This window comes from Deminuibacter soli (genome assembly GCF_003412455.1).
In the GTDB taxonomy this organism is placed as follows: Bacteria; Bacteroidota; Bacteroidia; order Chitinophagales; family Chitinophagaceae; genus Deminuibacter; species Deminuibacter soli.
Genome location: NZ_QTJU01000001.1, coordinates 99,048 through 125,605, shown reverse-complemented (window position 1 = coordinate 125,605; position 26,558 = coordinate 99,048). Strand labels below are relative to the sequence as shown.

Below are 26,558 nucleotides of genomic sequence, written 5' to 3'. Positions count from 1 at the left end.
AGAAATGCTTCTGAAATATGACGTACGCAAGGAATTGCAAATGACTGTTAAAGGTTTAATGTTTAATGTTTGAAGTTTCGGTAGTTAAGTGATACCTGTGTAAAACCATTGAACAATGAAACCATTGAACAATTGAACTATGAAACAATTGAACTGCGAAACCATTGAACTGACAATTATCTTGTGCACCCATCGTTATATTAGCACAATCGCAATAAAAAAGCCACGCACATGCAGGAACAAACGCGCAGTAAACTGGAATCGGCACGCAGGGAGCTGCTCGATCTGGGTTTGCGCAATCCATTGCTGAACTACCGTTTACAACAAGCCCGCGGTGTACAGGTTACCGGGGAACAATCCGTTGCCCTGTACGATATACTGGTGCAACAAGGAAAGGCCATGCGCTTTCTGCCACGCGCTGCTGCAAAGGAAACAGTTGCCGAAACAGTAACTGAAACTGTTGCAGCGCAGGCGTCACCGCAGCAGGTCGCTGAAATGATGACTGCCGCTGCCACCATAGAGCCGCCTGTTGCCGAAACAACCTATACCGATCTCAATTTACAAACAGCCGAAAACGAACAATCATTACAAACACGGCTGCTCAATACCTATTATGCAGCACGCACCAGCCTGGAAGAACAAGGGGTAAATATCCTGTACCTGGCCCTGGGTATGCTGCACTGGTACGAAGAATCACCCGCCGGCGAAAAGCGCAAAGCACCGCTGATACTGGTTCCCGTAACACTCGAACGCAGCAGTGCAAGGGAGCGTTTTCGCCTGCGTTATTCAGGCGGTGATGTAGAAACCAATTTAAGTCTGCAGGCGCGGCTGAAAGCTGATTTCAACATCAGTTTACCCGCTTTGCCCGAGGAAGACGCCATTGATGTGCCTGCCTATTTTGCTGCCGTTGCGCAAAGCATTGAAGGCATGAAAGGATGGGAGCTGGCTGCAGAAGAAATTGTGCTGAGCTTTTTCTCGTTCGGCAAGTTTCTCATTTATCACGATCTCGATGCAGATGAATGGCCGGAGACTGCCAAACCGGAAGCACACAATATCCTGCAAAGCCTGTTTGGTGCAGGTTTCAGCGATACTGCACCGGGTGTTGCAGAAGACAGTTTTATTGATCACCTCCCTGCTGCACAGCAGCTGTACCAGGTGTTGGATGCAGACAGCAGCCAGGTATTGTCTATGCTGGCCGTACAGGAAGGCCGCAGCCTGGTAATTCAGGGGCCACCCGGTACAGGCAAATCGCAAACCATTACCAACATTATCGCCAATGCCATAGGGCAGGGCAAAAAGGTATTGTTTGTAGCAGAAAAGCAGGCAGCGCTGGATGTGGTGAAACGCAGGCTCGATGCCATTCACCTGGGTGATGCCTGTCTTGAACTGCACAGCAACAAGGCCAATAAAAAAGAACTGCACAACGAGCTGCGCCGCACCATGGACCTTGGTAAACCCGCTGCTTCACAACTGCAGGATGAGCTGGGTTACCTGGAGCAATGCCGCGCAGAACTCAATGATTACTGCATAGCCATGAACACGGCAGTATTGCAAACCGCTGTTACACCCCAGCAGGCCATCGGTTACCTGGTACAGCTGAAAGCACTGCCTTTTGAAAACCTGCCTGTGCTGGCTGTTGACGGATTGCAGCAATGGGATGCCGCGCGTTTTAACCGCGCCGTTGCTTTTGCCGAGCAGGTGCAGGCCAGGCTGCAGCAGATGAATGCCATACCGCAGCAACTGTTGTTCTGGGGCTCGCAGCTGAAAGTATTGCTGCCCGCCGCACAGGAAGCAGTAGCAGTTACGCTGGCAGGTGCGCTGGTGGCGGTTGACGGCCTGCGCCTGCAGGCACAGGATACTGCTGCGTTGATGGAGCTGGATTTGCCTGTGAACCGCAAACAGGGAATTGACCTGGCCGATATGCTGCAGTTGCTAAGCGAACAGCCCGATTTACAGGGTATTGATGTGCTGCATGCAGACTGGCTGCTGCGCGAAACCGATATTAACGAATTACTCGCCAGCGGTACCCGTTTGTACCAGCTGCAACAACAATATGCCGGAGTGCTGATACCCGAAGCATGGGACCAGGACGTATTGCCCCTGCGGCAACACCTGCTGGCCTATGGCGATAAATGGTATAAGTTTTTAAACAGTTCCTGGCGGCAGGCCAACCGAACGCTGGCAGCTTTGTGCACCACAGCATTACCGGCAGATACGAATACCAAACTGCAATACGTAAACGATATACTGGAAGCCAAACGCCTGAAAGCATTGGTGCAGGAGCATGCAGCACTGGCTGCGCAATTGTATGGCAACCGCTGGCAAAAGAATGTGCAGTGGGATGTTTTGCAAACCATCACCACCTATATCACCGGCCTGCACCAGCAGGTGCAGCAGGGTAAATACCCGGCAGGTTTGCTGCGTTTCCTGGCTAAACACCACGATGCGGCATGGGCGCAGCAACAGCAGCTGATACTGCTGAAAGCCCTGCACCAGCATGGTGTTGTGCTGGATAAGCTGATAGAACAATTGCAGCTGGCAGAAGAAATGCGGTTTCCTGACATGGTGTTTTTAATGCACCGCAGTTTTGAAGAACAGCAAAACCTGTTGCAGCAATGGCAGCAGCGTTTGCCGGAACTTCACCAGGTAATACAATGGAACACACTGGCCGAAACAGCGGCTGCCGAACAGTTGCAATCACTGCTGCAATGTTGTGTGCAATGGGCTGGTGCAAAAGAGCAGCTGAAACCTGCCCTGCAAAAAACATGGTATGAGTTTATACTGGAAACAGCCATTACCGCACACCCAAGCCTGCGCCGTTTTGAAAGGGCCAGCCACGAAACCATGGTGCAGCAGTTCTGCAGGCTGGATCAACTGAACCTGCAGTACAACCGCCTGCAGGTAGCGCTGAAACACTGGGAGCACATGCCGGGCGCAGAAGCAGGTGGGCAGGTGAATGTGCTGCGTACGGAGTTTAATAAAAAAGCAAGACATAAACCTTTGCGCAAGCTGGTGCAGGAAGCAGGTATGGCCATACAGGCCATTAAGCCGGTGTTTATGATGAGCCCGCTGTCTATCGCCAATTTTTTGCCGCCGGGTAGTCTCACTTTCGATCTCGTGATTTTTGATGAAGCAAGCCAGGTACGACCGGTAGATGCACTGGGTGCCATACTGCGCGGCAAACAGCTGGTAGTGGTAGGGGATAACAAACAGTTGCCGCCCACCAGTTTCTTTGATACACTTACCCGTGAAACAGATGATGAAGACAATGTAACTGCCGATATGCCCAGCATTCTTGGTTTGTGCGATGCGCAGGGGGCTTCGCAACGCATGCTGCGCTGGCATTACCGCAGCCGCCACCAGTCATTGATCAGCTTAAGCAACCGGGAGTTTTATGAAAACAAGCTGGTGATATTCCCTGGCGCGGGCAGTAAAGATCAGCTGGGTTTGCTGTTTCATCACCTGGCGCATACGGTGTACGACAGGGGCAATACCCGCAGCAACCCGCTGGAAGCAGAGGCCGTGGCTGATGCCGTGGTAGCGCATGCACGCAATTCTCCCACACTTACCTTGGGTGTGGTTGCTTTCAGTACGGCGCAAATGCAGGCCATACAGCACGCATTGGAAACACGCCGCCGCAAAATGCCTGAGCTGGAGAAATATTTACAGCAGCATGCAGATGAACCCTTCTTTGTAAAGAACCTGGAGAATGTGCAGGGCGATGAACGCGATGTTATTTTTATCAGCATTGGTTATGGCCGCACGGCAGATGGCTCGCTGAGCATGTTGTTTGGTCCGCTGAATAATGATGGTGGCGAGCGCAGGCTCAATGTATTAATCACACGCGCCAAACTGCGTTGTGAAGTGTTTACCAATATTACGGCCGATGATATAGATGCCACACGCAGCAAGGCTTATGGCGTGCGCGCGTTGAAGAGCTTCCTGCACTATGCACAACATGGCCGTTTGCAGGAAAGTGAGCAGTCGCCGTTTCAGAAAGAGATGCCTTTTGAAAAATACCTGGCTGCCACACTGCGTGAGATGGGATACACCGTACACGAACAGGTAGGTGCAACCGGCTGCCGTATAGACCTTGCCATTGCCGACCCGGAAGTGCCGGGCCGTTACCTGCTGGGTATTGAATGTGATGGCTTCAGTTACCACAGCACGCAGAGTGCGCGCGACCGCGAACGACTGCGTTACCAGGTATTGCAGGGCATGGGCTGGCATTTGTACCGGGTATGGAGCACAGACTGGTTCCGCAACCCGCAGAAAGAAAAAGACCTGCTGGTGCAGGCACTGGAGCAGGCCCGCAGCCAGGCGCAGGAGCAGACAGAAACAGTCATAATAAAAGAAGATACACCACCTGCCACCATTAACAGGGAAGCGGCAGATGAACAGGAAGAAGGTGCTGCGCCTTATCAGCTGGCCACTGTTCCGGCTGAAATTGCACAGCAGGAATTTCACCAGCATCCCCTGCCTGTACTGGCCGGCTGGCTGGAAGAAGTGGTGCGCGTAGAAAGCCCTGTGCATATGGAGGAAGCTGCGCGCAGACTGGTAGAAGCAGCAGGCCTGGCGCGTATGGGAACACGTATGAAAGAACATTTTCAGCAGGCTGTACAGCTATCGGCACAATCGAAACGTATTGTAACACGCGATGGCTTTTTATGGCATATTGAAATGGCTGTGCCGGTTGTGCGCGACAGAAGTGCGTTGCCCGCCGTATCGCGCAGGCTTGCCTATATCGCACCCGAGGAAATGTCGCTTGCCATACAGGAATCTGTTGCCGATGCCATTGCCATACAGCCTGAAGCCGCTGCATTGGTCGTTGCGAGGCGCCTGGGTTTTGTGCGCATTACCGACGATGTGCGCAAAGGCATACAGGATGCGGTAGAACAATGTATTGCCGGGGGAGTTATTGTACAGGATGCTGCCGGATGGCTGAAGGCCGTGAGAGAACATGAATCGTGAGTTGTCAGTCGTGTCCAAAGGGCTCCCTTGGAGAGTGATTTTAAGCGAGTATTAAATATCGCCTATACTTATTGCCTGGGCGGTTTAGAGAAAACAAGCTTGCAGCTTGTTGCTGTGAATAAAAAAGAGACTGCTCTTTACAGGGCAGTCTCTTTTTTATGTATTGTTTGTTTAATTATCTCCTGGAAGGCCTGCTGCCGCCACCGCCAGATGAAGGGCGGCTGAAACCACCACCACCGCTTGATGAAGGACGGCTAAAGCTGGGTGCGCCTGAAGAGGAGGGCCTGCTGAAACCGGCATTGTTCCTGAATTGCTGGAAGTTTTGTGTGCGTTGCTCGCCGCGGCTTTGCTGCTGCTGCTGGCGGTTCAGGTTTTGTATTACCTCGCTGCGGTTATTGTCAACCGGCTGCCAGCTTCTGTTGCTGTTGTTGCGTTGCTGCCACTGGCCGGCATTGCCCTGTGTGTTGGTAGTTCTGCCGCCCTGCTGGTAAACATTGCCCTGCCTGTCGCTGAATACACGGTTGTTGTTATTCATTGAACGGCCGCCGATGCCCGGGTTGCTGCCGGTGCCGGGTGTATTCACGTTACGTGGTGTGCTGCCGAATGTGCGGCGCGGACCTATGTTACGGTTGTTGCTTACCACATCCCTGCGATAGTTGTAAATATTGTTTACGGTTGTTCTGTTGTATACAACGGTGCGGTTAAATCCGCCATAGCCGTAACCGCCACGTCCGTAATAACCGTGGCCATAGTAACCATGACCATAGTAGCCACCCCAGTAGTGATACGGAGGACGGTAAATGGCAGGCCCCCACCAGCCACCGCCCCAGCCGCCCCAGATACCTGAGCCGAAGCCTACATTAAACCAGCCTGTGCTGAAGCCGAAACCAAGTCCCCATCCCCACCAGGGGTTGTAGGATACACCAAAACCCCAGGTATACGGGCGGGGGTAGTAGTAATTACCCCACCATGGTGTGTAGGCATAACCGGTACCATACACTACGGTAGCTTCGTACACGTAGTTGTTGAGGTAACCGGGTGTGTAACCCATGTATACATAATCAGGTGAAGAATCATATACATATACATATTTCAGGTTGTAGGCCGGGCTGCTCGGCGGAATAGATTCCACATCGTCAGGGCGGTCGGTACTTACTGTCCATGGGCCTGTAGGGCTGTCGGATACAAACCATACGCCTTTATCAACGGCGTAATACCTGCCATTGTAATTCAATACAGAGCTCTGTGTGTTGGTGGCATACTGCAGGTGTGTACCGGGTATTGCTTCAAAACGCGGGGCACCATCGTACGTAACATTGGTAGTGGCAGTACGGCGGTCAACCTTTGCCGTTTGCGGAATCTGTGCATCCATTACCGCTTCGCGGGCTGCCTGTGTACCGGCTATGCTGGCCAGCACATTGTCTTTCGGCGAACCTTCAGGGATCTTCGCAAAATCTGAAGGCAGGCTGCCGGATGAGATATATGACCAGGATCCATCTATTTTAGAAGAGGTAAACCATCTGCCTGAAATCAATACATAATACTGCTGATCGTTCTGGTTGTAGAAGATATCGTTTTCAGAATTGTCAGCATACTGAAGGCTGGTACCGTCAATGCTGGTGAAATGCGGATCGCCTTTTGTCTGAATGAGCTCGGCAGGCTGTGTGGTAACAATGATATCAGATACCACATTGGCCCTGGCATTGGCTGCAGAATCGCTGTAACCAGGATCTGCATTGTTGGCTGCATTAACCGATGTTTCAATTTTTTTAAGATTACCGGGTACATCGCTGGTGTAGTTGTAAGGGCCCAGCGCGTCTTTGGCGCGGTACCATTTTTTACCACCGTACAGGTAATAGTTGTTGTCGTTGTTTTTAACAATGGTAAACGGCGTGTTTACTACTGCATCCACATCCCAGTCGCTGTTGTGTTTCAGCTTGGGCGTACCATCGATGGTAATCAGCAAAGAAGGATTGCTGGCGTAGTAAATTTTAGGCGGTTTGTTGTTGAAGTTGCTGGAGAGTTTCTTTTCTTCCTTGGTTTCATCCAGTGAGGTAAGAATGGCATCCAGCGGCAAATCGCTTTCTACAGCAGGCAACTGTGCTTCAAGCGTGGTTTTTACAAAGCTGATGGCATTGGCATCTACATCGCTGGGGAATTTTACGTTGGGTACATGAACAGACTGCACGCTTACACGGCGGTTGTCACGGTCTGTTTCAACAGTAGATACAGACCAGAAAGTACCAAACACGGGTTCAGTTTGTCCGGCTGCCTGGAAGGAGATCGCGGAACGTGATTTCAACACATTGCCGGCAAAAGATTCGGGCTGGGGCTCGTACACTTTTATCACCGATCCGTCACTGGCATTGATCACCTTTGGCCATTCGTACTGCGCATTTGCCGCAGTAAACCCAAAGGCTGCGAAAACGCACAGGATAACTAATCGTACAGTATTCATATGAAAACGATATTTAAACTTTAGATGTATAGCTAATGAAATTGTTACATCGCCTGTGCAACATTACAAAAGCCTTAACAAGTTACGCCGGTATTATCGGCTTTTAACGTTTTTACCCGGTTGAATTAACGCATTTTACTGTTAAATCGCGCTGCTTGCCTGCCTGGCTAAAGCTGCCTTTTAACCCGGTGCTGCACACGCGGGAAATCTACCCCGGGTACAAACGTTTGTTCAAAGTTACGACGGTAAACCGGGGATATTTCCTGTTAAATTATCCACGAAAAAATGCGCCGGTATAGTGCGGCGGCGTAATTTCGCAGCCTTATGAAAACGGGGAGGCTATAAAAATATTGCGCCTCCCTTTTGCTTGCTATCTTCTTTTTCAAGAAAGATATACATCTGTATGAGCACAAAATCCGGTTCCCACGCCCACCCTGATCTCAGCAAACTGAGTATTGCTGGTTTATTGATTACCCTCGGCATTATTTACGGAGACATCGGAACCTCTCCACTCTATGTTTTCAAATCCATCCTCGGTAAAAGAGATATATCCGATATACTGGTATATGGTGGTATTTCCTGTGTGTTCTGGACGCTTACCCTGCAAACCACTTTTAAATACGTGATTCTTACCCTGCGGGCAGACAATAAGGGGGAGGGCGGCGTGTTTTCGCTGTACGCCCTTATCCGCCGCTATGCAAAATGGGTATACATCCCCGCTATTCTGGGTGCAGCCACCCTGCTGGCAGATGGTATTATTACCCCGCCCATTTCCGTGGCATCGGCTATTGAGGGTTTGAATGGTGTAAAAGGCCTCGAAAAAATTATTGTACCCGGTAACAATCTTACCGTTGGTATAGTGATCGCGATTATTTCGCTGCTGTTCTTTTTCCAGCGTTTTGGTACCAAGGTGGTGGGGGCAGCTTTTGGTCCTATCATGTTTGTATGGTTTTCCATGATACTGGTGCTGGGTGTGGTGCCTGTACTGCACAACCCGGCTATCATCCGCGCATTGAACCCCTGGTACGCTTATAATTTGCTGGTGAATTATCCGAAGGGATTCTGGCTGCTCGGCGCCGTTTTCCTGTGCAGCACAGGTGCGGAAGCCCTGTATTCAGATCTGGGACATTGCGGCCGCAAAAACATACAGGGCAGCTGGATATTTGTAAAACTGGCGCTGGTGGTAAACTACCTGGGTCAGGGTGCATGGATACTCTCGCACAACCAATCCAAGCTTAACGGACTGAATCCCTTTTATGAACTGATGCCGGAGTGGTTCCTGGTGCCCGGTATTGTAATTGCCACACTGGCCACCATCATTGCCAGCCAGGCATTAATCAGCGGGTCGTTTACGTTAATCAGCGAAGCCATCAGTATGAATTTCTGGCCAAGGGTGCGTATCAAGTTTCCTACCACGGTAAAAGGACAAAGCTATATCCCCAGCATCAACTGGATTTTGTGCCTGGGTTGCGTGGGCATGATGTTGTATTTCCGCGAATCGGGACATATGGAAGCAGCCTATGGATTTTCCATTGTAGTAGCCATGCTGATGACCACCTGCCTGATGTACATGTACATGCGTTATGTACGCAAATGGCCGCTGTTACTTATTGCGGCTACCATGCTTATTTTCATTACGGTGGAGAGCGCGTTTTTTATTGCCAATGTGGCCAAGATAAAACAACGCTGGATGTTCCTGTTCTTTGAGCTGGGTTTAACCTTCATCATGTTTATCTGGTACCGCGCACGCAAAATCACCAACCGTTACCTGCAATTCACGAACATTAAGCCGTTTATTCCCTTGATGGAGCACCTGGGTACAGACATGAGCATCAGCAAATACGGCACCCACCTCGTATACCTTACCAAGGCCAACAGCAAAAGCCAGATAGAAAAGCGTATTGTTGAATCCATTCTCTATAAAAAGCCCAAACGTGCAGATGTATACTGGTTTGTGCATATTGACCGTACAGACGCCCCGTACACCATGGAATACGATGTGCACGAGCTGGTGGAAGACAAGATTATCCGCGTTGATTTCAGGATTGGTTTTCGTATACAACCGCGTGTGCATTCACTATTGAAACGTGTAATGCAGGAAATGAGTGAAGCCAAACAGCTGGCTACGCACGATTGCTACGAATGCCTTGACCGGAAGGATTTTCATACCGATATTACCTACGTGATCATTGAACGTTTTCTTTCTATTGAAAATGAACTCACCGTAAAAGAAGATTTTATACTGGATGCCTATTTCTTCCTGAAACGCATTTCTCAAACCGACCAGAAGGCCTTTGGCCTGGATGCTTCGGATACGGTACTGGAATATGTACCGCTGATTATTGCCCAAAAGGAGCATTTGCCGCTGAAAAGAATAGGGTCTTAATAAAATTCACCTCAGTCCCGCCCCGGCTTAGCCGGGGCGAATTTTTTCCCAAACGATCGTCGGACGATCCTCCGGCGATGCTGGAATGACAGCAAAACCGGTGGTGCTATTAGAAAAAAGTCGAAAAAGCCTCTCCAACGTCTTGTTAGGGTGGCCTTAAGGCCATCCGGTTGTTTTAATCCTTGCACCGGCTAATAGGATAACCATCGATGTTCTGACAGGTTTTACCGAAAAGTGTCGCAGTTACAATTATTCCTTTCGTATTTTCCGGGCTCCCCGTCCTTCCTGAAACAAATTTCAACCCACTAAAGCTAAATCGGTTTAATATTGTTGCAGGATTCTTGTTTAATGTTACATTGTAAATTAATTGATATGTTTAGGGTTTTATCTGTTGTACTGTTGGTAATGCTGACGGGCGCTGTTTGGGCACAGCGTGGTCAGGTGAAAGGTGGTGTATATGCTGCGGGCACCAGGGAACCGGTCACCGGGGCTACAGTACAGTTACTGACCAAAGATTCGGTCGTGCGCGGCATGCTGCTGACAGACAGCACCGGCCATTTCCAGTTTTCGAACCTTGCCCCGGGCAGTTACCGCCTAACCATACAGGTAATGAGTTACCAGGAGTACACCCGTAACCTGGTTGTAAAAAACAACGCGCCTAAAACGGGCGATTCTATTTTCCTGCAGCCGGGCTATGAATCGCTCGGCGCAGTAACCATTGTGGCCAGGCGCCCCAAAGTGGTGGTGAAAACCGATACCACGGAATTCAGTGCATCGGCCGTAAAAGTGAAAAAGAACGGCACCGTAGAAGATGTATTTAAAAAGCTACCCGGCGTGGAAGTAGATAAAGACGGCGGCATTAAAGCACAGGGTGAAGCCATTACGCAGATTTATGTAGATGGCAAGCCATTTTTCGGCGGTGATTTAAAAGCAGTTACGCAAAACTTCCCGGCAGATATCATTGAGAAAATACAGATCATCGATAAAAAAAGCGACCAGGCCCTGGCTACGCACGTGGAAGACGGGCAGCGTGAAAAGATCATCAACATCACTTTAAAGAAAAACCGCAAACGCGGTTTGTTTGGCACCGACTATATTGGCTATGGCACCGACAAACGGTATGAAGGCCGCTCTAATACCAACTTCTTTAACAACGATAAGAAGGTATCTATTGTAGCAGCAGCCAATAACACCGGCCGTGTAGACAATGGCACCGGCACCGATGACCAGAGCTATTACAACACCTGGAACGGTATTACCGATATACGCCAGCTGAAGCTGAACTATGCCAATAAAATAGGGCAGAACTTTACCTTTAATACCTATGCCGGTTACGATTACAACCGCAGCAAACGTATGCAGAGCATCAACAGGCAAAACATCTTTACCGATTCTACCACCAACTATCTCGAAGACAATAACAGCACCACCATTAACCAGAACACCTATGCCGGTTTGTATTTTGAATGGAAGCCCGATACACTCACTTTTATCCGGTTTAACCAGAATGCGGCTTATGGCACTTCTGATTATAATTTCAGTTCGGTATTTAATTCAGCGCTGCCTACCAAGGTGCAGCTGAACAATGGCGACCGTACCAACAGCAACAAATCCAACACACCCAACTTTAACGGGCAGTTCAGCATTAACAGGCGTTTCAGGGAATCGCGCAGGAATATCTTTTTCTCTTTCAACAACAATATCAACAATACCAACAGCAAAACCTTTAATGTTTCGAACAACTACTATTTCCCGGTTAACGACAGCAACTACCAGCAATTGCTGAACCAGTACGGCAAAATAACGAACCGTGGCACCAATCTGGGTACCAGCGTGAGTTACACTGAACCGCTGGGTAAAAACAGTTCGCTTAACTTTAGCTATAACCTGAACTATGGCGCCAGCAATGTGCTGAAACGCACGCTGGATTTTAACGACACCAGCCTGGTATATGATATACCCAACGATACCCTCAGCAACCATTTCGATAACCGCAACTACAACCACACGGCCGGCGTTACCTACAACTATGGCAATACCAAAAATGGTTTTGGTGTGGGCGTGCGCTGGCAGGATGCATTAACCATGAGCAAATCGCTCGATAGCAGCAACAAGTACCAGCAAAAATTTGATGGCTTTGCACCTGCCGTGAACTACTGGTACAGCACCAAATCAACCAAGTTCAACATTTATTATAATTTCAGTCTGCGTGCACCGCAATCAGGCCAGTTACAGCCTGTGGTAGATAACACCAACCCCTTGTTTATAAAAACCGGTAACCCTGATCTGAAATATTCAGAGATACACACAGTGAAATATTATTTCAATTATTACAATGCAAAAAAGGAAACGGGCTTTAACTCCAATGCCCAGTTTTCGCAGGTTGTTGACAATATTGTAAACAGCAACGATTTTGACAACAACACCGGTGTGCAAATATCCAAACCGGTAAACATGGATGGTGCCTATAACTGGAATGCATGGTTCTCCTATTTCCGCCCTTTGAAGCTGGGCACCGATAAACTGAAATGGAACGTAAGTTTATATGCCAACGGCAACAAAACAACAAGTTTGCTGAATAGTGCGGAAAATATTAACCAATCTACTTACGCAAAACTCAATACCGGGTTTATTTATGATACACCGGAATGGATAGACCTGAATGCCAACTTCGCTTTCAGTCGCCAGGAAGGGCAGTATTCATTACAGCCGGGTTTAAACAATGTATCGTATTTCTGGAGTGTAAACCCCAATATACGTCTCAATCCAACGCCTACCACAGAAGTAACCATCGATTATGATTTCAGGCAAACAACGGGGCAAAGTGCGGGTTACAACACCTCCATCAACATGCTGAATGCAGATGTGGTACAATATTTCAGCAAAAAAAGGGATATATGGCTGAAGCTGAAAGGCTACGATTTGCTGAAGCAGAACGTGAACATCTGGCGCAGTACAGGCGATAACTATATACAGGATACCAGGGCCAATGTATTATCGCGCTTTTTGCTGCTGAGCCTGAACATACGCCTCAACAAGTTTACGCCGCCTGCCGAAAACAAAGGCAATGAAGAAGGGCAGGGGCCGGTAACATTATAATAAACTGCTATATTGGTAAAAAGCGCGGAGAGTTATCTTCGCGCTTTTTTCATGATGTGACCAACAGCTGTTACCGATGTTTATACACGCAGGCACACGTATTAATAAAATGACTGATAACCGGGGTAGCTATGGCACATTTCTTGTTTAAACCGATACGACCATACAAAAGGAATGCGTGCGATATAGGCCGTTGCTTGGTAAACACCTGAAAATAAGTCGTGAGTGTAGTTGTTTTTCCTGTGAAAAATTTGGGGAACTAGCCATATAAAGCTAATTTTCCACTGAAGAATGCGCTTGTTTTGAATTGATAACATATTTGGTTGTTATATCTCCATATCCTTTACCTACTCCCCCTCGAAAGACAGTTGCTAATGTTGTTGCTTGCCTGATAATAACGATTTCGAAGCCTGGACAATATTCCCGCGGGGTATTGGTAAATGGTAATCCTTATTCCTTTTAAAATAAATAGACATAACGCATGCATGGATACAGGAAGGCTGCGACAGCAGTAGGTTTCATCATTGTAAGTTGCTTATTCGCATCTTGTTACAGTTCAAAAAAATTATCGTATTTCCAGGATTTAAGAGACAAGCTGAAGGACACCATTTATGTAAAGGGCTTTGAACAGGTAGTGATTCAGCCGGATGATATTGTAGACGTTAAGATTTATACGCTTGACCCGCAGCTGACCAATACCATTAATGCAGCGGCAGTGCAAACGCCATCGCTGGGCGCCAGCTCAACCGGTATCGGGGCTTTCCCTGCTACAGCCGGGTACCTGGTTGACAAGGATGGCCGTATTTCATTACCGCAGATAGGACGGGTAAAACTGAGTGGCTTAACTACCGTGGCGGCAAGCGATACGCTTACGCATCGTTTTGAATCCATATTTAAGAATCCTACCGTTAACGTACGTATCTCCAATTTCAAGATATCTGTGCTCGGACAGGTTACACGTCCGGCCATGTATGTAATGCCGAATGAAAAAGTAACGATTCTCGATGCCCTCGGTTATGCAGGCGATTTAAGCGTGTATGGCCGCCGTGAAAACATCCTGGTTATACGCGATCTCGACAGCAATGGCAAAAAATTATACGGCAGGGTTAATCTCAATTCTTCTGATGTGTTTCGTTCTGACTTTTATTACCTGAAGAAAAATGATATCGTGTATGTAGAACCAACCAAGGCATTTGCAGCCAATGTAGACGTGGAAAACACCGCAAGGTACCTGTCGCTGCTGCTTTCCTTCGCTACACTGCTTCTTTTGGTAATTAAAAAATAAGGCATTAAAATATTATATGGAACTAACAGCACACAAAAACGGGAAGATGCCTAAAACCATCAGCGAAGACCTGATAGACATACGGGCCATTTTTGCCAACTATATCAAAAACTGGAAATACCTGCTGATTACCTTCATTTTATTGATGGTACTGGCCTATGTATACATGCACTATGCTACCCGCATGTACAAAATCAATGCAGAGGTGCTTATTAAAACCGGTGATAAAAGCGGTGCCAGCGATATAATGGATGTGGGTAATCTCTTCAATGATAAAAGCAATGTTGACAATGAAGTGGAAGTGCTGAAATCGCGCCTGCTGGCCGAAAGGGTGGTAAACAATCTTAACCTCAACATTAAATACCAGTCCAAAGGCATGGTAAAACCCACCGAACTGTGGGTAGAAGAAGTGCCTTTTATTGTAAAGCCGCTGAAGATAGGTGCTAAAATAAACGGGCTGGTATTCGATATAGATTCTGTAGACCGCAGTCATTACCGGCTCTCTTACGATGACAAAGGCAGCAAAACCAAGCCTACTGCTGTTTTTCAATATGGCGACCCGGTAAAGCTGCCTGGTGTGGGTGAAATTGCTGTACTGCGCAACTTCTCAGCGCCATTTAATCCTGTTGGTAAATACCAGGTAGCCATCAGCGATTTTGACCGTACCGTAGAAGGGCTGATGAATGACCTTACCATTATGGTATCTGACAAAAACACCACTACTGTTAACCTTACCTACCAAAGTTCTATCCCGCAAAAAGGGGAGAGCGTGCTGCACGAGCTTATTAATGCCTATTTGCAGGCAAATGCCGATAACAAGAACAGGATTGCCGATTCGACCCTTGTTTTTATAGACGAGCGTTTGAAGCTGGTGAGTAAAGAGCTGTATGGCATTGAATCGGAACTGGTGCAGTACAAGCAGAACAATATGCTTTCTGATGTAGATGAGCAGGCCAAGGTACTGGTGCAGAATACCAACGATTATGTAAAATCAATTGCCGAGCAAAGAACACAGCTTTACATTATAGAAAACCTCGAGAACTACCTGCGCGATAAACAGAACAACAAACGCGTGGTGCCTTCTTCGCTGATCATGGAAAACAGGACGCTGAGCCAGCTGGTTGACCGTTACAATACCATACTGGTTGAGCGCGACAGGCAATCGATGTCACTGGCCGAAAGCAGCCCGATGATTGCCAACCTGGACCTGCAGATCGAAAACCTGCGCCAGGACATTCTTTCTGGCCTGGTGAACATTAAAAACGGTTTGAAGATCGCCGAAAACCAGTCAACCAAACAAGGCGATGTGTACCAGCAGCAACTGCGTACCGCGCCTGAAAAAGAGCGTCATTACCTCGACTTTGTGCGTGAGCAGAGCATACGCCAGGAGCTGTACGTGTTTTTGCTGAAGAAAAGGGAGGAAACAGCGATCTCTAAAACATCCAATATTGCAGATGCATCTATTATTGATTATCCCAAATCTGAACGCGACCCCTTCAGTCCGAGAAAGCTGCTGGTAGTAGCCATTGTGATTGGTGCATCGGTATTTATCTCCTTCCTGTGGGTAAACCTGAAAGAGCTGCTGAACAACAAAGTAAAAGGTAAGAAAGACATTATTTCGCATACCGATATCAATATTATCGGCGAAGTATACCATTCCAGCGGCCGTGGGGCTGAGCTGGTGCTGCGTGACAATGCGAGTTCGGTTGTGGCAGAGCAGTTTAGGGCATTGCGTACCAACCTGCAATATGTACTGGGCCGCAACAAGGAAAAAGTGCTGATGTTTACCTCGAGCATGAGTGGTGAGGGTAAATCTTTTATTTCGGTAAACCTGGCGCATGCCATGGCCATTGCCGGTAAAAAAGTAGTGTTGGTTGAATTTGACCTGCGTAAACCCAAACTGTCGTCATTGCTGGGCATTAACAATGTAAACGGCTTTACCAATTACATGGTACAGGATGAACTGATGCCTGCAACCATCATTAAGCAAACTTCCATTCATAAAAACGTATACCTGGTTAATTCCGGTCCGGTACCGCCCAACCCTGCAGAGTTGCTGCTGGGCGAAAGGGTAGATGAGTTATTTGAGTACCTGAAAAGCAATTTCGATTGCATATTGGTAGATACCGCACCGATTGGCCTGGTAACCGATGCACAGATTATATCCCGCTTTGCAGATGCCACCCTGTATGTAGTGCGCGATGGCTACACACTGAAAAGCCAGCTGGCCTTACCGGAGCAGTTGCGTAACGAAAACGTGCTGCGCAAAATTCACATTGTGGTAAACGATGTGAAGAAAGCAAGCGCCGGTTACGGCTATGGTTATGGCTATGGCTACGGTTATGGCGCAAGCGAAAAGAAACCCGTTTGGAAACGGATGTTCACCAGAAGTTAAGTTGTTAAATATGCTGCAAGCTGCCTTAAGCTGGTGTAGATTGCAGCATAAAAATTACAGTTATGCGCAACAGATGGTTAACCGCATTCAGGTGTAAAAGCATGGGCGTTACGGGTGCCCTGGTACTGCTGTCGGCTGTGTTATACGCACAGAACGTGATAAAAGTAAAACCGGTCAGCGGTAATGCAAGGCCCGCCATTGCAGAAGCATTGCGCCAGGCCCAGCAACAGAAAGGCAGCCGTGTGCAGCTGGATGCCGGAACCTATACGATAGATTCAACCTTGTATGTACCCAGCGGCGTGCAGCTGGCTGGTGCAGGCATTGATAAAACCATCATATCCCTGGCTACGCCACTGCGTGGTGCATTAGTAGCCTCACACAATACCAGTGATGTAACCGTTACAGGCTTAACGCTCGATTTTGCCAAAGGCATCAACGAAGGCTGCCTGGTGTTTGCGAATGTGCAGAACGGCAGGGTAGAATCGGTTAAAACCATCAACGGGTTTAACTACAGCATCTGGATAGGCCGTTTTAACAGCGATAAAGGCGTAAGCAATAATTGTGAGGTCAGCAACTGCATAGCCTCGGGCCAGCGTAACTGGACAGGCGATTCAAAAGCACAGATCATTGCAGGCGATGGCAGCACCAATACCATAATCCGCAACTGTGTTTCGGAGCACTTTAATGCCAACGGCGACCTGTTTGGTGCAGATGATGCGCCGGGCACCAGTTTTATCCGCTGCACGGCCGATGGCACCGGCGGCGGCAACTGCGGCATCTGGCTGGAGGGTAACGGCAAAAACAAACTGGTAGATGTAAAAATAGACAGCTGTACTGTTAAAGACCTGTTTGAAGGTATCGGCGTATCTGAAAGCAGTGAGGCCAATATCACCAATACCACTTTTACCAATTGCAGAAGCAGGGGCCTGTGGTTCAGAAGCTATCACCCATCAGTAGCTGACAAGTGCAAGTTTGATCATTGCGGGTCTGCATCGCAGAGCTATTATACGGCCGTGCATTTCGAATCATCCAACAACGTGGTATCGAACAGCAAGTTTAACGACAACGCCAATGGCGATTTTTCCATATTCACCGGTGGCCGTTACAAAATTGTGGGCACCAAAATCAGGAACAACGCTATAACCAAGGGCATCCGTTTTGTATTTGAAAACGGGATTGATTCAACTGAGATCAGCGGCAATAAATTTATCGGTTGTTTGCCGCCCAACCTCAGTAACGTAAAAAGGGTTCGTATGTACAAGAATGTACAGATGAACTGATTTATTTAGTAAAAACCAATGACCAGAGCCATTTTAATAGTAGTTGTCATCAGCTTCATTTGCTGCGTGACCAACTTTGTACCCATCAGTGCAGCTGCCAGTGGTTTAAGCTTTGTACTGCTGCCGGTGCTGTTATTTAAAACGCCCATGATACCCAGGTACCTGCTCTGGCTGGGGGCGTTTTTCATTTTCTCTTTTATATCGGTAATGACCTACGATCCCGGCGCTTTGCTGGAGTACGGTTTTTTCAGGTACGACGGGAACTTTATTGTATCGTACATTCCGTTATTCCTCATACCGCTGCTGAGCTACAATATCGATGTAGATAAGGTAATCCGCTATTTCCTGCTCATTACCACACTGGTAAACGGGTTGGCCTTTATAGTAACGGTAGCTATGTTTCACGGGCATTTATCGGCAGCACAATCATTCGGCGGCCTGTTTATAGCCCGTAATGCGGCAGGTGGTTTTTTCAGCTTCGTATTTACACTTGCCTTTATTAACTGGCGCAAAGAGCGTACAATTATCAGTGCTTCGCTCATTTTCATCAACCTCATATACCTGCTGGCCACCTTTTCGAGGGGGTCGCTGCTGGGTATTGTATTCAGTCTTTGCTGCTTTTTCTTTCTCAGTGGTAAAACCAGGGGCTGGTTTGCGTTTATCAGCATCTTTATCGTGCTGATGCTGGAAGCCCGTTCATCCTTGCAGCACTTTGATGTATACCGCAAACTGAACTACGAAAACCGCAAGGAAGCCTACCTGCTGGGCGGCGCCGGTGTAGATGGCAAAACGGCGAACGTAATGCTGCGCCTTTATTACAACTGGCCATCGGGGATTGACCTGTTTCTGCATTCACCCATTGTAGGCGGTGGTTTGGGTGCGGTGAACGACAAACCGTTCCAGTTTAAATCGAAGATAGATTTTGTGAACTATAACGGCCAGAAGCGCAAAGTATACAACGATGGCCATGCGCATAACTCTTACTTCCACATTGCAGGTGAAGAGGGAATTGTGGGTATTGTATTGTTTATTGGCTTTGTGTGCAGTATGTACGGGTTTATCAACAAACTGGATGACGAAACGTATTTCATGCCCAAATACAGCTTATTGCTATACCTGCTGAACATTGCCTGTATGAGTTTAACGGAGCACCGTTTTACCACGCCATCCAACGCATTGCCGCTGGTATTGCTGATGGTGATAGTAAGTGCCAGGGTAAATTATCACAGGCAGGCGCAAAACAAGCCTGCTCCCGCTTACGCGCCAGAGCTGCCGGAAAAGTTTTTATTTAATTAAAAGGCGGCATCCTTATCATGGCATTGAATTTGCACACATCTGCAAAAAAATACATAACAGGTATTATTGATACGATGCATTAAAAAATAAATAATAATGCTGGTCAAATGTGAAAATTTTTGAAAAATTCTTTCGGAATATTTATATTTGACTAAGCAACAGAATTAATCCTTTCCCGATCTTGTATACCTTAATCTTACCTGATTGATTCCCTGAACCCCCTAATTGCCTGAACTGATTGCATGCCTTACTAACTGCTGTACCAACCCGGAACGGTGGTTAATGAATAAAAAATTACCAGTTGTTTTAACCCGCGTGAACCGTATACCGGTGCATGAACAATGCAGCCGGGCGAACAACTATCCTCAACCGAAAGACCGCAATGCATCCCCCCTTTAAAAAAGTATGTGCACGCATGTCGTGTGCACTGAACTATTACCCATTTTAAAATGCAATACAGTCTATGAAAATCGCTATTGTGCAGGATGAGCTGGTACGGAAAGGCGGGGGAGAACAGGTTACACTTAGTTTTCACCAGGCTTTTCCCGATGCACCTATATATACGCTGAGCTACAATGCAGATCGTACTTTTCCTGAATTCAAGTCATGCGACGTGCGTACCAGCTGGTTTGGCCGGTATGTGAAAGACGACGTAAACCTGCGCCGCTTTTTCTTCCCGATCGGAATATGGAGCATGCAGGCGCTGAACCTGGAAGCATATGATGTAATACTGATGAGTACTACGCATTGTGCGAAATATGTAAAGGTGGCCAGGCATGCACTGGTGATTACCTATTGCCATACGCCTTTCAGGCTGGCCTGGGCAGGCGATACCTACAGCGTGGTGTCTGGTGCAAAGCTGTTGAAGAAAATGGCCTATAACTGGGTTATTAAACGTTTACAACAGATAGACCGCAAGGCTGCGCAGAAAACACACTGGTTTTTGACCAATTCAAGTGAAGTAAAGCCCCGTATTGAAAAAGCTTACGCGCCCAAGCAGCCGGTTACCGTAATTAACCCGCCGGTTCGTTGCAGTTATTTTCATGTTTCCAACGAAAACGAGAAAAATCACGACTATTACCTGATAGTGTCTAGGTTTGAACCGTACAAAAAAATAGATTTGGTAATTGAGGCATTTAACCAGATGCCCGGCAAGAAGCTGGTGATAGTGGGGAAAGGTTCACAGGAGCCGCTTTGCAGGCAACTGGCAGCGGGTAACCCCAATATCATGTTTAAAAGCGGTTTACCTGCCAATGAGCTGGCTGATTTATACGCCGGCTGTAAAGCGCTGATAAACCCCCAGCACGAAGATTACGGCATTGCACCGCTGGAGGCCAATGCATCGGGCAGACCGGTGATTGCTTATGGTGTGGGTGGTGTGCTGGATTCAATGGTGCCTTATACCAATGATGCTTCGAAAGCAACGGCCTTGTTCTTTAAAGAGCAAACGCGCGAGTGCCTGGTTGAAGCAGTGAACCAGTTTGAAACGTTGACGTTTGATCCGGTGTTTATCAGGAAACACGCGCTGAAATTTGATGAGGGCGGGTTTGTGGAAGCCATCAAAAATTTTGTAGAGAACAAATACCAGTTGTTCTTCACCGGTAAAACATTTTCGCAACCTGTGATTATTAACGCAAACAAAAATTCGGGAGCCAAGGCTCAGCCGGTTTAGTATACATTCCAATGTTTAGGTGAGGTGGTAATGAAATAAAAAATGCAGTGCTTTTGGTCAACTTGGTACAATTGTAGCTGTTTAGTAAAAACCTTCAGAATCCTATACCTTCCTGAACATTTTTCTTCCCCTGCCATACTTAATGCTTTATGATTGCTTTGCCTGTTGAATGCTGTGCGAATGAAATGCCCATTGAATAAAAATTGCTAATCTAATGTCCCTGGAATTACAGTACCTAACCGTGCAAACCAATTTCTTATGCTGAAGAATGCTATTGGAACGCCGCCCGTTCTGGTGTTAAACATCGATTCCCCTGTTACAGGTGAACGCGACCTGCGCATTGTAAACAATGCGAACATGGTCAATTACAGTCTGAGAAAACGCATCTTCGATGTGGCGTTCTCGCTGTGCCTGATTCTATTTGTATTTAGCTGGCTATTCCCCATTATCATGCTGGCAATTATCATTGAATCGGGATTCCCCGTATTCTTTTTCCAAGATAGGGTGGGGTTGAATGGCAGGCATTTCAAATGTTTTAAGTTCCGTTCTATGAAACGTGTGGCTACCAAAAGTACCGGCCACAATCAATATACACCTACTACTAAAAACGACAGCCGCATTACCAGGGTAGGAAGCTTCCTGCGTAAAACCAATCTTGATGAGTTTCCGCAGTTTTTCAATGTACTGAAAGGCGATATGAGTGTTGTAGGCCCGCGCCCGCATGCTATCAGCTTTCACAGCAAATACCAGGAAATGGTGGATGGCTTCGATATTGAACGCAGGCATCTTGTTCGCCCCGGCATTACCGGTTTATCGCAGGTGAACGGCTACCGCGGTGATGTTGCAGACCACAACGAAAATAAAATAAGAACCAAAACAAGGATCCGTTTCGATGTACTGTACATTGAAAAATGGACGCCGTATCTCGACCTGCATATCGTATTCAGAACTTTCTGGAATATGGTGGAAAGAAACAACGGCGGTCACTAGGCAAGCAAATTGATTATCTGAATACCCCCGATGAATAGCCTCAATTACGATTGGGGCTTATTCATTTAAGGGCAAGGCCGCAAAGCTTAATCGCTTTGCGGCCTTTGTGTTGTGTGTTTGTGGTTTATCTGTTTTACTGCGTGCCGCCTAAGCCGGCGTTGCGGAAAGATGGGTATTGCTGCAACAGCTGCAGCTGGCGGCTGCTGATCAGGTCTTTGAGGCCTTCGGCGTGTTTGGTATGGTGCATATCTGTGCCACAGAAATCGTACAGGCCTTCTTTCAGCATCCACTCACTTACCTGTTGTGCCTTTTTACCATAATAACCGGTTAATGCCAGTAGGTTCAGTTGCAGCATGGCACCTGCATTCTTCAGTGTTTTGTACATCTCTTTCCGCTCATGGAAATAACCATAGCGCTCGGGATGTGCCAGCACGGGCTGGTAACCGGCTGTCTGTATTCTGAAAAAGGTATCGTGCGGCTGAAAGGGTTCTGCATAAAAAGAAAACTCGACCAGTACCTTGTTTTCATCGATGGTTAACAGGGGTTCCTGTTTATCGAGCAGGGAAAAGAAATGATCATCAAGGTAATATTCGGCTGCTGCCCGCACTTCAAAATTAATCTGCTCGGCAGCCATACCTGCCTGCAGCTGTTGCAGACCGGCGGTTATGGTTTCGCGTGTATTGGGGTAACGCTCCCATTTAATATGCGGCGTGGTAACAATGCGGCTAAAGCCCAACCGTTGCATATGTTTAATCAATACAATGCTTTCTGCCACATCCGGTGAACCATCATCAATACCGGGAATCAAGTGCGAATGGATATCTGTTTTTAAAAACGAGAAGTCTTTGGGTAAAACCTCGTTGCGGCTGGTGCGGGATGCAGATGAAAAAAGCTTAAACATAGTAGTAGGGCAGTTGGGATTAGATGATGTAAAAATAGCTGTAATGGCTTAATTCAAACCTTTAAAAAAGCATAAAAAATGATGCCGGAACAACTGCAGGTGAGGTATAATGTACAATTTAAAAGGGTATTTTAGCGTTTGTTTCCCAACAGAATTGATACACCAGTTTTACACCCCAATATGCATAACCCTTTTATTCCATCATTCCGGCTCATACAATTGAGCCGCGCAGTACGTTTATTGACCATTATAACGCTGCTGCTGTTTAGTTGTTCCCAGTTAACCAGCGCCCAAACCAGGCGCGTGCAGGGAGATAGTTTCAGTGAAAAAGGTGCCAGGCCCGATACATTGGTAGGAGATGACAGCCTGCTGCGGCGCATGGAAGAAGTACATGCCACGCTAAATCGTATTAACAATGTTACAGACCGCGGGTTCGATACCCATGACATTGAACAGGGGCTGCCCGATATACAGGCCAACCTGCAGGTGATTAAAGAAAACCTTACGTTGTATAACCGGGTGCTGAATACCCGCAACCTGCAAATGTTTAAAGTGCTGCTGGGCGATATGCAGCAGCAGATAAATGACTGGCGCAGCCAGCTGTTTGACTACAACGACAATTTGCTCAGCATGCACAGCAAAATGGAAACCTTTATGCGCGATACCATGCTGAACCAGTTGTATAAAGACACACTTTTTCGCAGGTTGTACCAGAACGAGCTCACCGATATCAGGAAAAAATGGAAGCTGGCCACACAGGGTACTTCTACCAATCTCACCAAAATAAACGAACTGCAGGCATCGGTATCCAACAGTTATTTTCTTGCTATGGAGCTGCAGCAGCAGATACGCCAGCAGCTGCGTAAAACAGGCGTTGCGGCACTGGGGCAGGAGTATGCCTGTATCTGGAATATACATGAAGATACTACCTCGGCCGGTGTGGTAGCAATGGCCCGTAAATCGTATAACAGCCAGCGGCGTGTATTGCAGTATTATTTTAAGAAACACAATGATAACTGGCTGTGGATACTGCTTACCGGAGCCCTGTTTTTTGCATGGGTATTCAGCAATTACCGTAAAGTGAAAAAGGCCGGTGTGGACATTAGTAAGGCTGATTTTACTTTCACTTATTTAACACCGCTGCCGATACTGGCCAGTGTGGTAATATTGTTTAATGCCGCACCCTTCTTTGATTTAAACCCGCCATCGGTGTACGTGGAAACCATGCAGTTTTTCCTGCTCATTACACTCACCATCTTCTTTAAGCGCAATGGTGAGCCGGTGTTCTTTAAATACTGGCTGGTAATGGTGGGGTTGTACATTGCCCTGGCATTTACCAATGTAATTGTAACGCCGGGCAAATTACTGCGTATATCACTGTTGCTGATTCACCTGGCTTCTGTGGGTTTTGGCTGGAAACTGTTACAGTACCTGCGCAAACAAAAGGCCCTGAAAGGTTTTGTACGGCCAATAACTATTGTGTACATCGTGTTTAATATACTGGCTGCTTTCTGCAACATCATCGGCAGGTTAAGTGTGGCCAAAGTAATGGGCAGTGCTGCAATATTCGGTTTAACCCAAATGGTGGGCTTAACCATATTTATGCAACTGCTTACCGAGGCATTTTACCTGCAAATGATTGCCAGCCGTATAAAAGGTGGTGTGAAAGCTGTTTTTGATTATGATAAAGTACAGAAAGGTTTAAACAGATTGTTGTCTGTTATTGTAATTGTATGCTGGATTATCATTTTCACCACCAACCTGAACCTGTACAATGCGCTGTACAGCATCATCAGCCGCACGCTTACGCGCTCGCACACCATTGGCAGCACCACTTTCAGCATTGGCAATATTGTATTGTTCTTTGCCATTATTTATGTGTCGAACATTTTGCAGAAATACGTGGGTTATTTCTTTGGTGAAACCTCTGGCGATTTCAGCGGTGAAATGGAGAAGAAAGGATCCAAACTGGCTATACTGCGTTTGACTGTTTTACTCATCGGTTTTTTACTGGCTATCGCGGCGAGCGGTTTGCCGGTTGATAAAATAACCGTAGTACTCGGTGCATTGGGTGTAGGTATTGGTTTGGGCTTGCAGAATATTGTAAACAACCTGGTATCGGGCATCATCCTCATTTTTGAGAAACCCCTGCAGCTGGGCGATTTTATTGAAGTAGGAGATAAGAAGGGCAAGGTGCGCGATATCGGCATCCGCTCAAGCCGTATTATTACCAGTGAAGGTGCAGAAGTGATTATGCCCAATGGTGACCTGCTTTCGGGCAGGGTTGTAAACTGGACGCTCAGCAATAACCATGTTCGCACTGCACTTACATTCACCATACAGCCTGTAGAGCAACTCGACCTTGCGCGTACGGCCATTATGGATGCGTTGCAGGAGCATGAAAGCCTGATTCAGAAAATGCCGGCAGATGTACTGGTGAGTGCTATTAACGATGCGCAGGTGCAGGTAACCGCACGTTTCTGGGTAAGCAGCGTATACAAGGAGCATGAAGTGCGCAGCGAATTGCTGCTGTCTATTTACCAGCGTTTGAAAGGCAATGGTATTAAAGTGATGTAATTTATTGCCGCAGATAACGAATCCTCCTTGCCCCTGGTGAGGAGGATTTTTTTTACAGGGAAGAGCGCATGGTTAGCCGGAAGGGTATGGCCACATGCTCGTGCGATTGTTCAAGAATTAATGCCGCGGCCTTTTCACCCATCATGGTAAAATCGGTTGATACGGTGGTGATGCCATCCAGGATAATTTTCTTCAGTGGTGTTTCATTGTAAGAGATAACACCTACCTCTTTACCTACTTTTAATTTGCCTGCCAGTATTTTTTCAATCAGGGTTACCAGGTCGTTTTCCATTACATTGATGTAGGCTTCGCCGGACTGTATTGTTTCGCCGGCAATATCGTGTACCAGTTTATAGTTAAAGGCATATTGCTGGCAAAAGCGGTATACACCATCCGGTATTTCACGGGAGTAATACGTATGCTCAGGAAAGATGATCTTGATAGTATGGTATTTACTCAATGCTTCGCGGGCCTGTTCCAGTGCATGATAAATATCTTCTCCAAAGCGCTCGTACACGGCTGCATAAGAGCCGTTCACCCCTTTTACCAGTTTATCCATCAGCACCAGCTTTTCGGGTGGCAGTGTATTGATAATATCGCAGGCATTTTCGCCGCCTTCTATAAAATGCGGGATAATGACGTAATGCGTATAATCCTGCCGGCTTTGTGTTACCAGTTTTTTGAACAGGGTAAAATCATTGTTGTACACATAAAAATCCACTGTTGCGGTATCGCCCAATGCGGCAACAAACGAATCGTATACAATTTTTTTGTGGGCGCTGAGTTTGTTAAACAGCAGGAATATTTTGCGCGGCTGGTTTAAGGCGGTTGTTTTGATATAATACCCCTTGCCTGGTACAGACCCGAGTATGCCTATTTTTTTGAGGTGTTTGTACCCTTTTTCGGCAGTATCGCGGGATATCTCAAATTCAAAGCTCAGTTCGTTGATGGAGGGTAGTACATCATTTTCTTTCAGGGCACCTGCATCAATGGCTTTTACCACGCAATTGGCCAGCTGCAGGTACTTGGGTGTGGCAGAAAGATAATCGATAAACAGGTATTGGAAAACAGGTGGTTTTTTCATGCATGCAATCGTTGTGGTGCATATCAAACCTAAATGAAATACCTGAAATGGCAATGGCCAATAGATAAGCCGGCCACAGAGGCATGACGGTGCATGACGGCTCTGTAATAAGGAATTCTATCTTTAACAGGCATTGCTTACACAATGTGGCTGACTGGAGTATT

13 protein-coding genes are annotated in these 26,558 nt (G+C 47.2%); 10 read left to right on the top strand and 3 right to left on the bottom strand.

The features are described 5' to 3' along the window. Positions 1–231 precede the first annotated feature (231 nt). The gene (locus DXN05_RS00460; RefSeq protein WP_116845250.1) at positions 232–4,971 is read left to right on the top strand and encodes a DUF3320 domain-containing protein; all 4,740 of its coding nucleotides are present in this window, start codon (positions 232–234) and stop codon (positions 4,969–4,971) included. 175 nt (positions 4,972–5,146) lie between these two features. Here the strand turns inward: DXN05_RS00460 and DXN05_RS00455 are convergent, their stop codons facing one another. After that, the gene (locus DXN05_RS00455; RefSeq protein ID WP_116845249.1) at positions 5,147–7,429 is read right to left on the bottom strand and encodes a hypothetical protein; all 2,283 of its coding nucleotides are present in this window, start codon (positions 7,427–7,429) and stop codon (positions 5,147–5,149) included. Between the two features lie 403 nt (positions 7,430–7,832). Here DXN05_RS00455 and DXN05_RS00450 point away from each other — a divergent pair, with 403 nt between their 5' ends. From DXN05_RS00450 to DXN05_RS00415, 8 genes are all read left to right on the top strand, one after another. After that, positions 7,833–9,815: a KUP/HAK/KT family potassium transporter gene (locus DXN05_RS00450; protein WP_116845248.1), complete on the top strand. Its 1,983-nt coding sequence runs from the start codon at positions 7,833–7,835 to the stop codon at positions 9,813–9,815. Between the two features lie 372 nt (positions 9,816–10,187). After that, entirely contained in the window at positions 10,188–12,914 is a 2,727-nt protein-coding gene (locus tag DXN05_RS00445; RefSeq protein ID WP_158559086.1) for a TonB-dependent receptor, read from the top strand. Positions 12,915–13,395: 481 nt separating this feature from the next. Continuing rightward, complete coding sequence (locus DXN05_RS00440) at positions 13,396–14,199, top strand: polysaccharide biosynthesis/export family protein (protein ID WP_116845246.1); 804 nt, start codon at positions 13,396–13,398, stop codon at positions 14,197–14,199. A 16-nt stretch (positions 14,200–14,215) separates the two neighbouring features. Continuing rightward, the gene (locus DXN05_RS00435; RefSeq protein WP_116845245.1) at positions 14,216–16,594 is read left to right on the top strand and encodes a GumC family protein; all 2,379 of its coding nucleotides are present in this window, start codon (positions 14,216–14,218) and stop codon (positions 16,592–16,594) included. Between the two features lie 62 nt (positions 16,595–16,656). After that, positions 16,657–17,874: a right-handed parallel beta-helix repeat-containing protein gene (locus tag DXN05_RS00430; protein ID WP_116845244.1), complete on the top strand. Its 1,218-nt coding sequence runs from the start codon at positions 16,657–16,659 to the stop codon at positions 17,872–17,874. Between the two features lie 18 nt (positions 17,875–17,892). After that, the gene (locus tag DXN05_RS00425) at positions 17,893–19,170 is read left to right on the top strand and encodes an O-antigen ligase family protein (RefSeq protein WP_116845243.1); all 1,278 of its coding nucleotides are present in this window, start codon (positions 17,893–17,895) and stop codon (positions 19,168–19,170) included. Between the two features lie 463 nt (positions 19,171–19,633). Then, on the top strand, positions 19,634–20,842 hold the full coding sequence (locus DXN05_RS00420; protein WP_116845242.1) for a glycosyltransferase: 1,209 nt from the start codon (positions 19,634–19,636) through the stop codon (positions 20,840–20,842). A gap of 258 nt (positions 20,843–21,100) precedes the next feature. After that, entirely contained in the window at positions 21,101–21,832 is a 732-nt protein-coding gene (locus DXN05_RS00415; protein ID WP_116845241.1) for a sugar transferase, read from the top strand. Positions 21,833–21,965: 133 nt separating this feature from the next. Here DXN05_RS00415 and DXN05_RS00410 read toward each other — a convergent pair whose 3' ends face one another. Then, positions 21,966–22,733, bottom strand: a complete 768-nt coding sequence (locus tag DXN05_RS00410; protein WP_116845240.1) for a tyrosine-protein phosphatase — start codon at positions 22,731–22,733, stop codon at positions 21,966–21,968. 180 nt (positions 22,734–22,913) lie between these two features. Here DXN05_RS00410 and DXN05_RS00405 point away from each other — a divergent pair, with 180 nt between their 5' ends. Beyond that, positions 22,914–25,310: a mechanosensitive ion channel family protein gene (locus DXN05_RS00405; protein ID WP_147313798.1), complete on the top strand. Its 2,397-nt coding sequence runs from the start codon at positions 22,914–22,916 to the stop codon at positions 25,308–25,310. A gap of 52 nt (positions 25,311–25,362) precedes the next feature. Here DXN05_RS00405 and DXN05_RS00400 read toward each other — a convergent pair whose 3' ends face one another. Further along, positions 25,363–26,394, bottom strand: coding sequence for a GntR family transcriptional regulator (locus DXN05_RS00400; RefSeq protein WP_116845238.1), 1,032 nt, complete (start codon positions 26,392–26,394; stop codon positions 25,363–25,365). Positions 26,395–26,558: the final 164 nt, after the last annotated feature.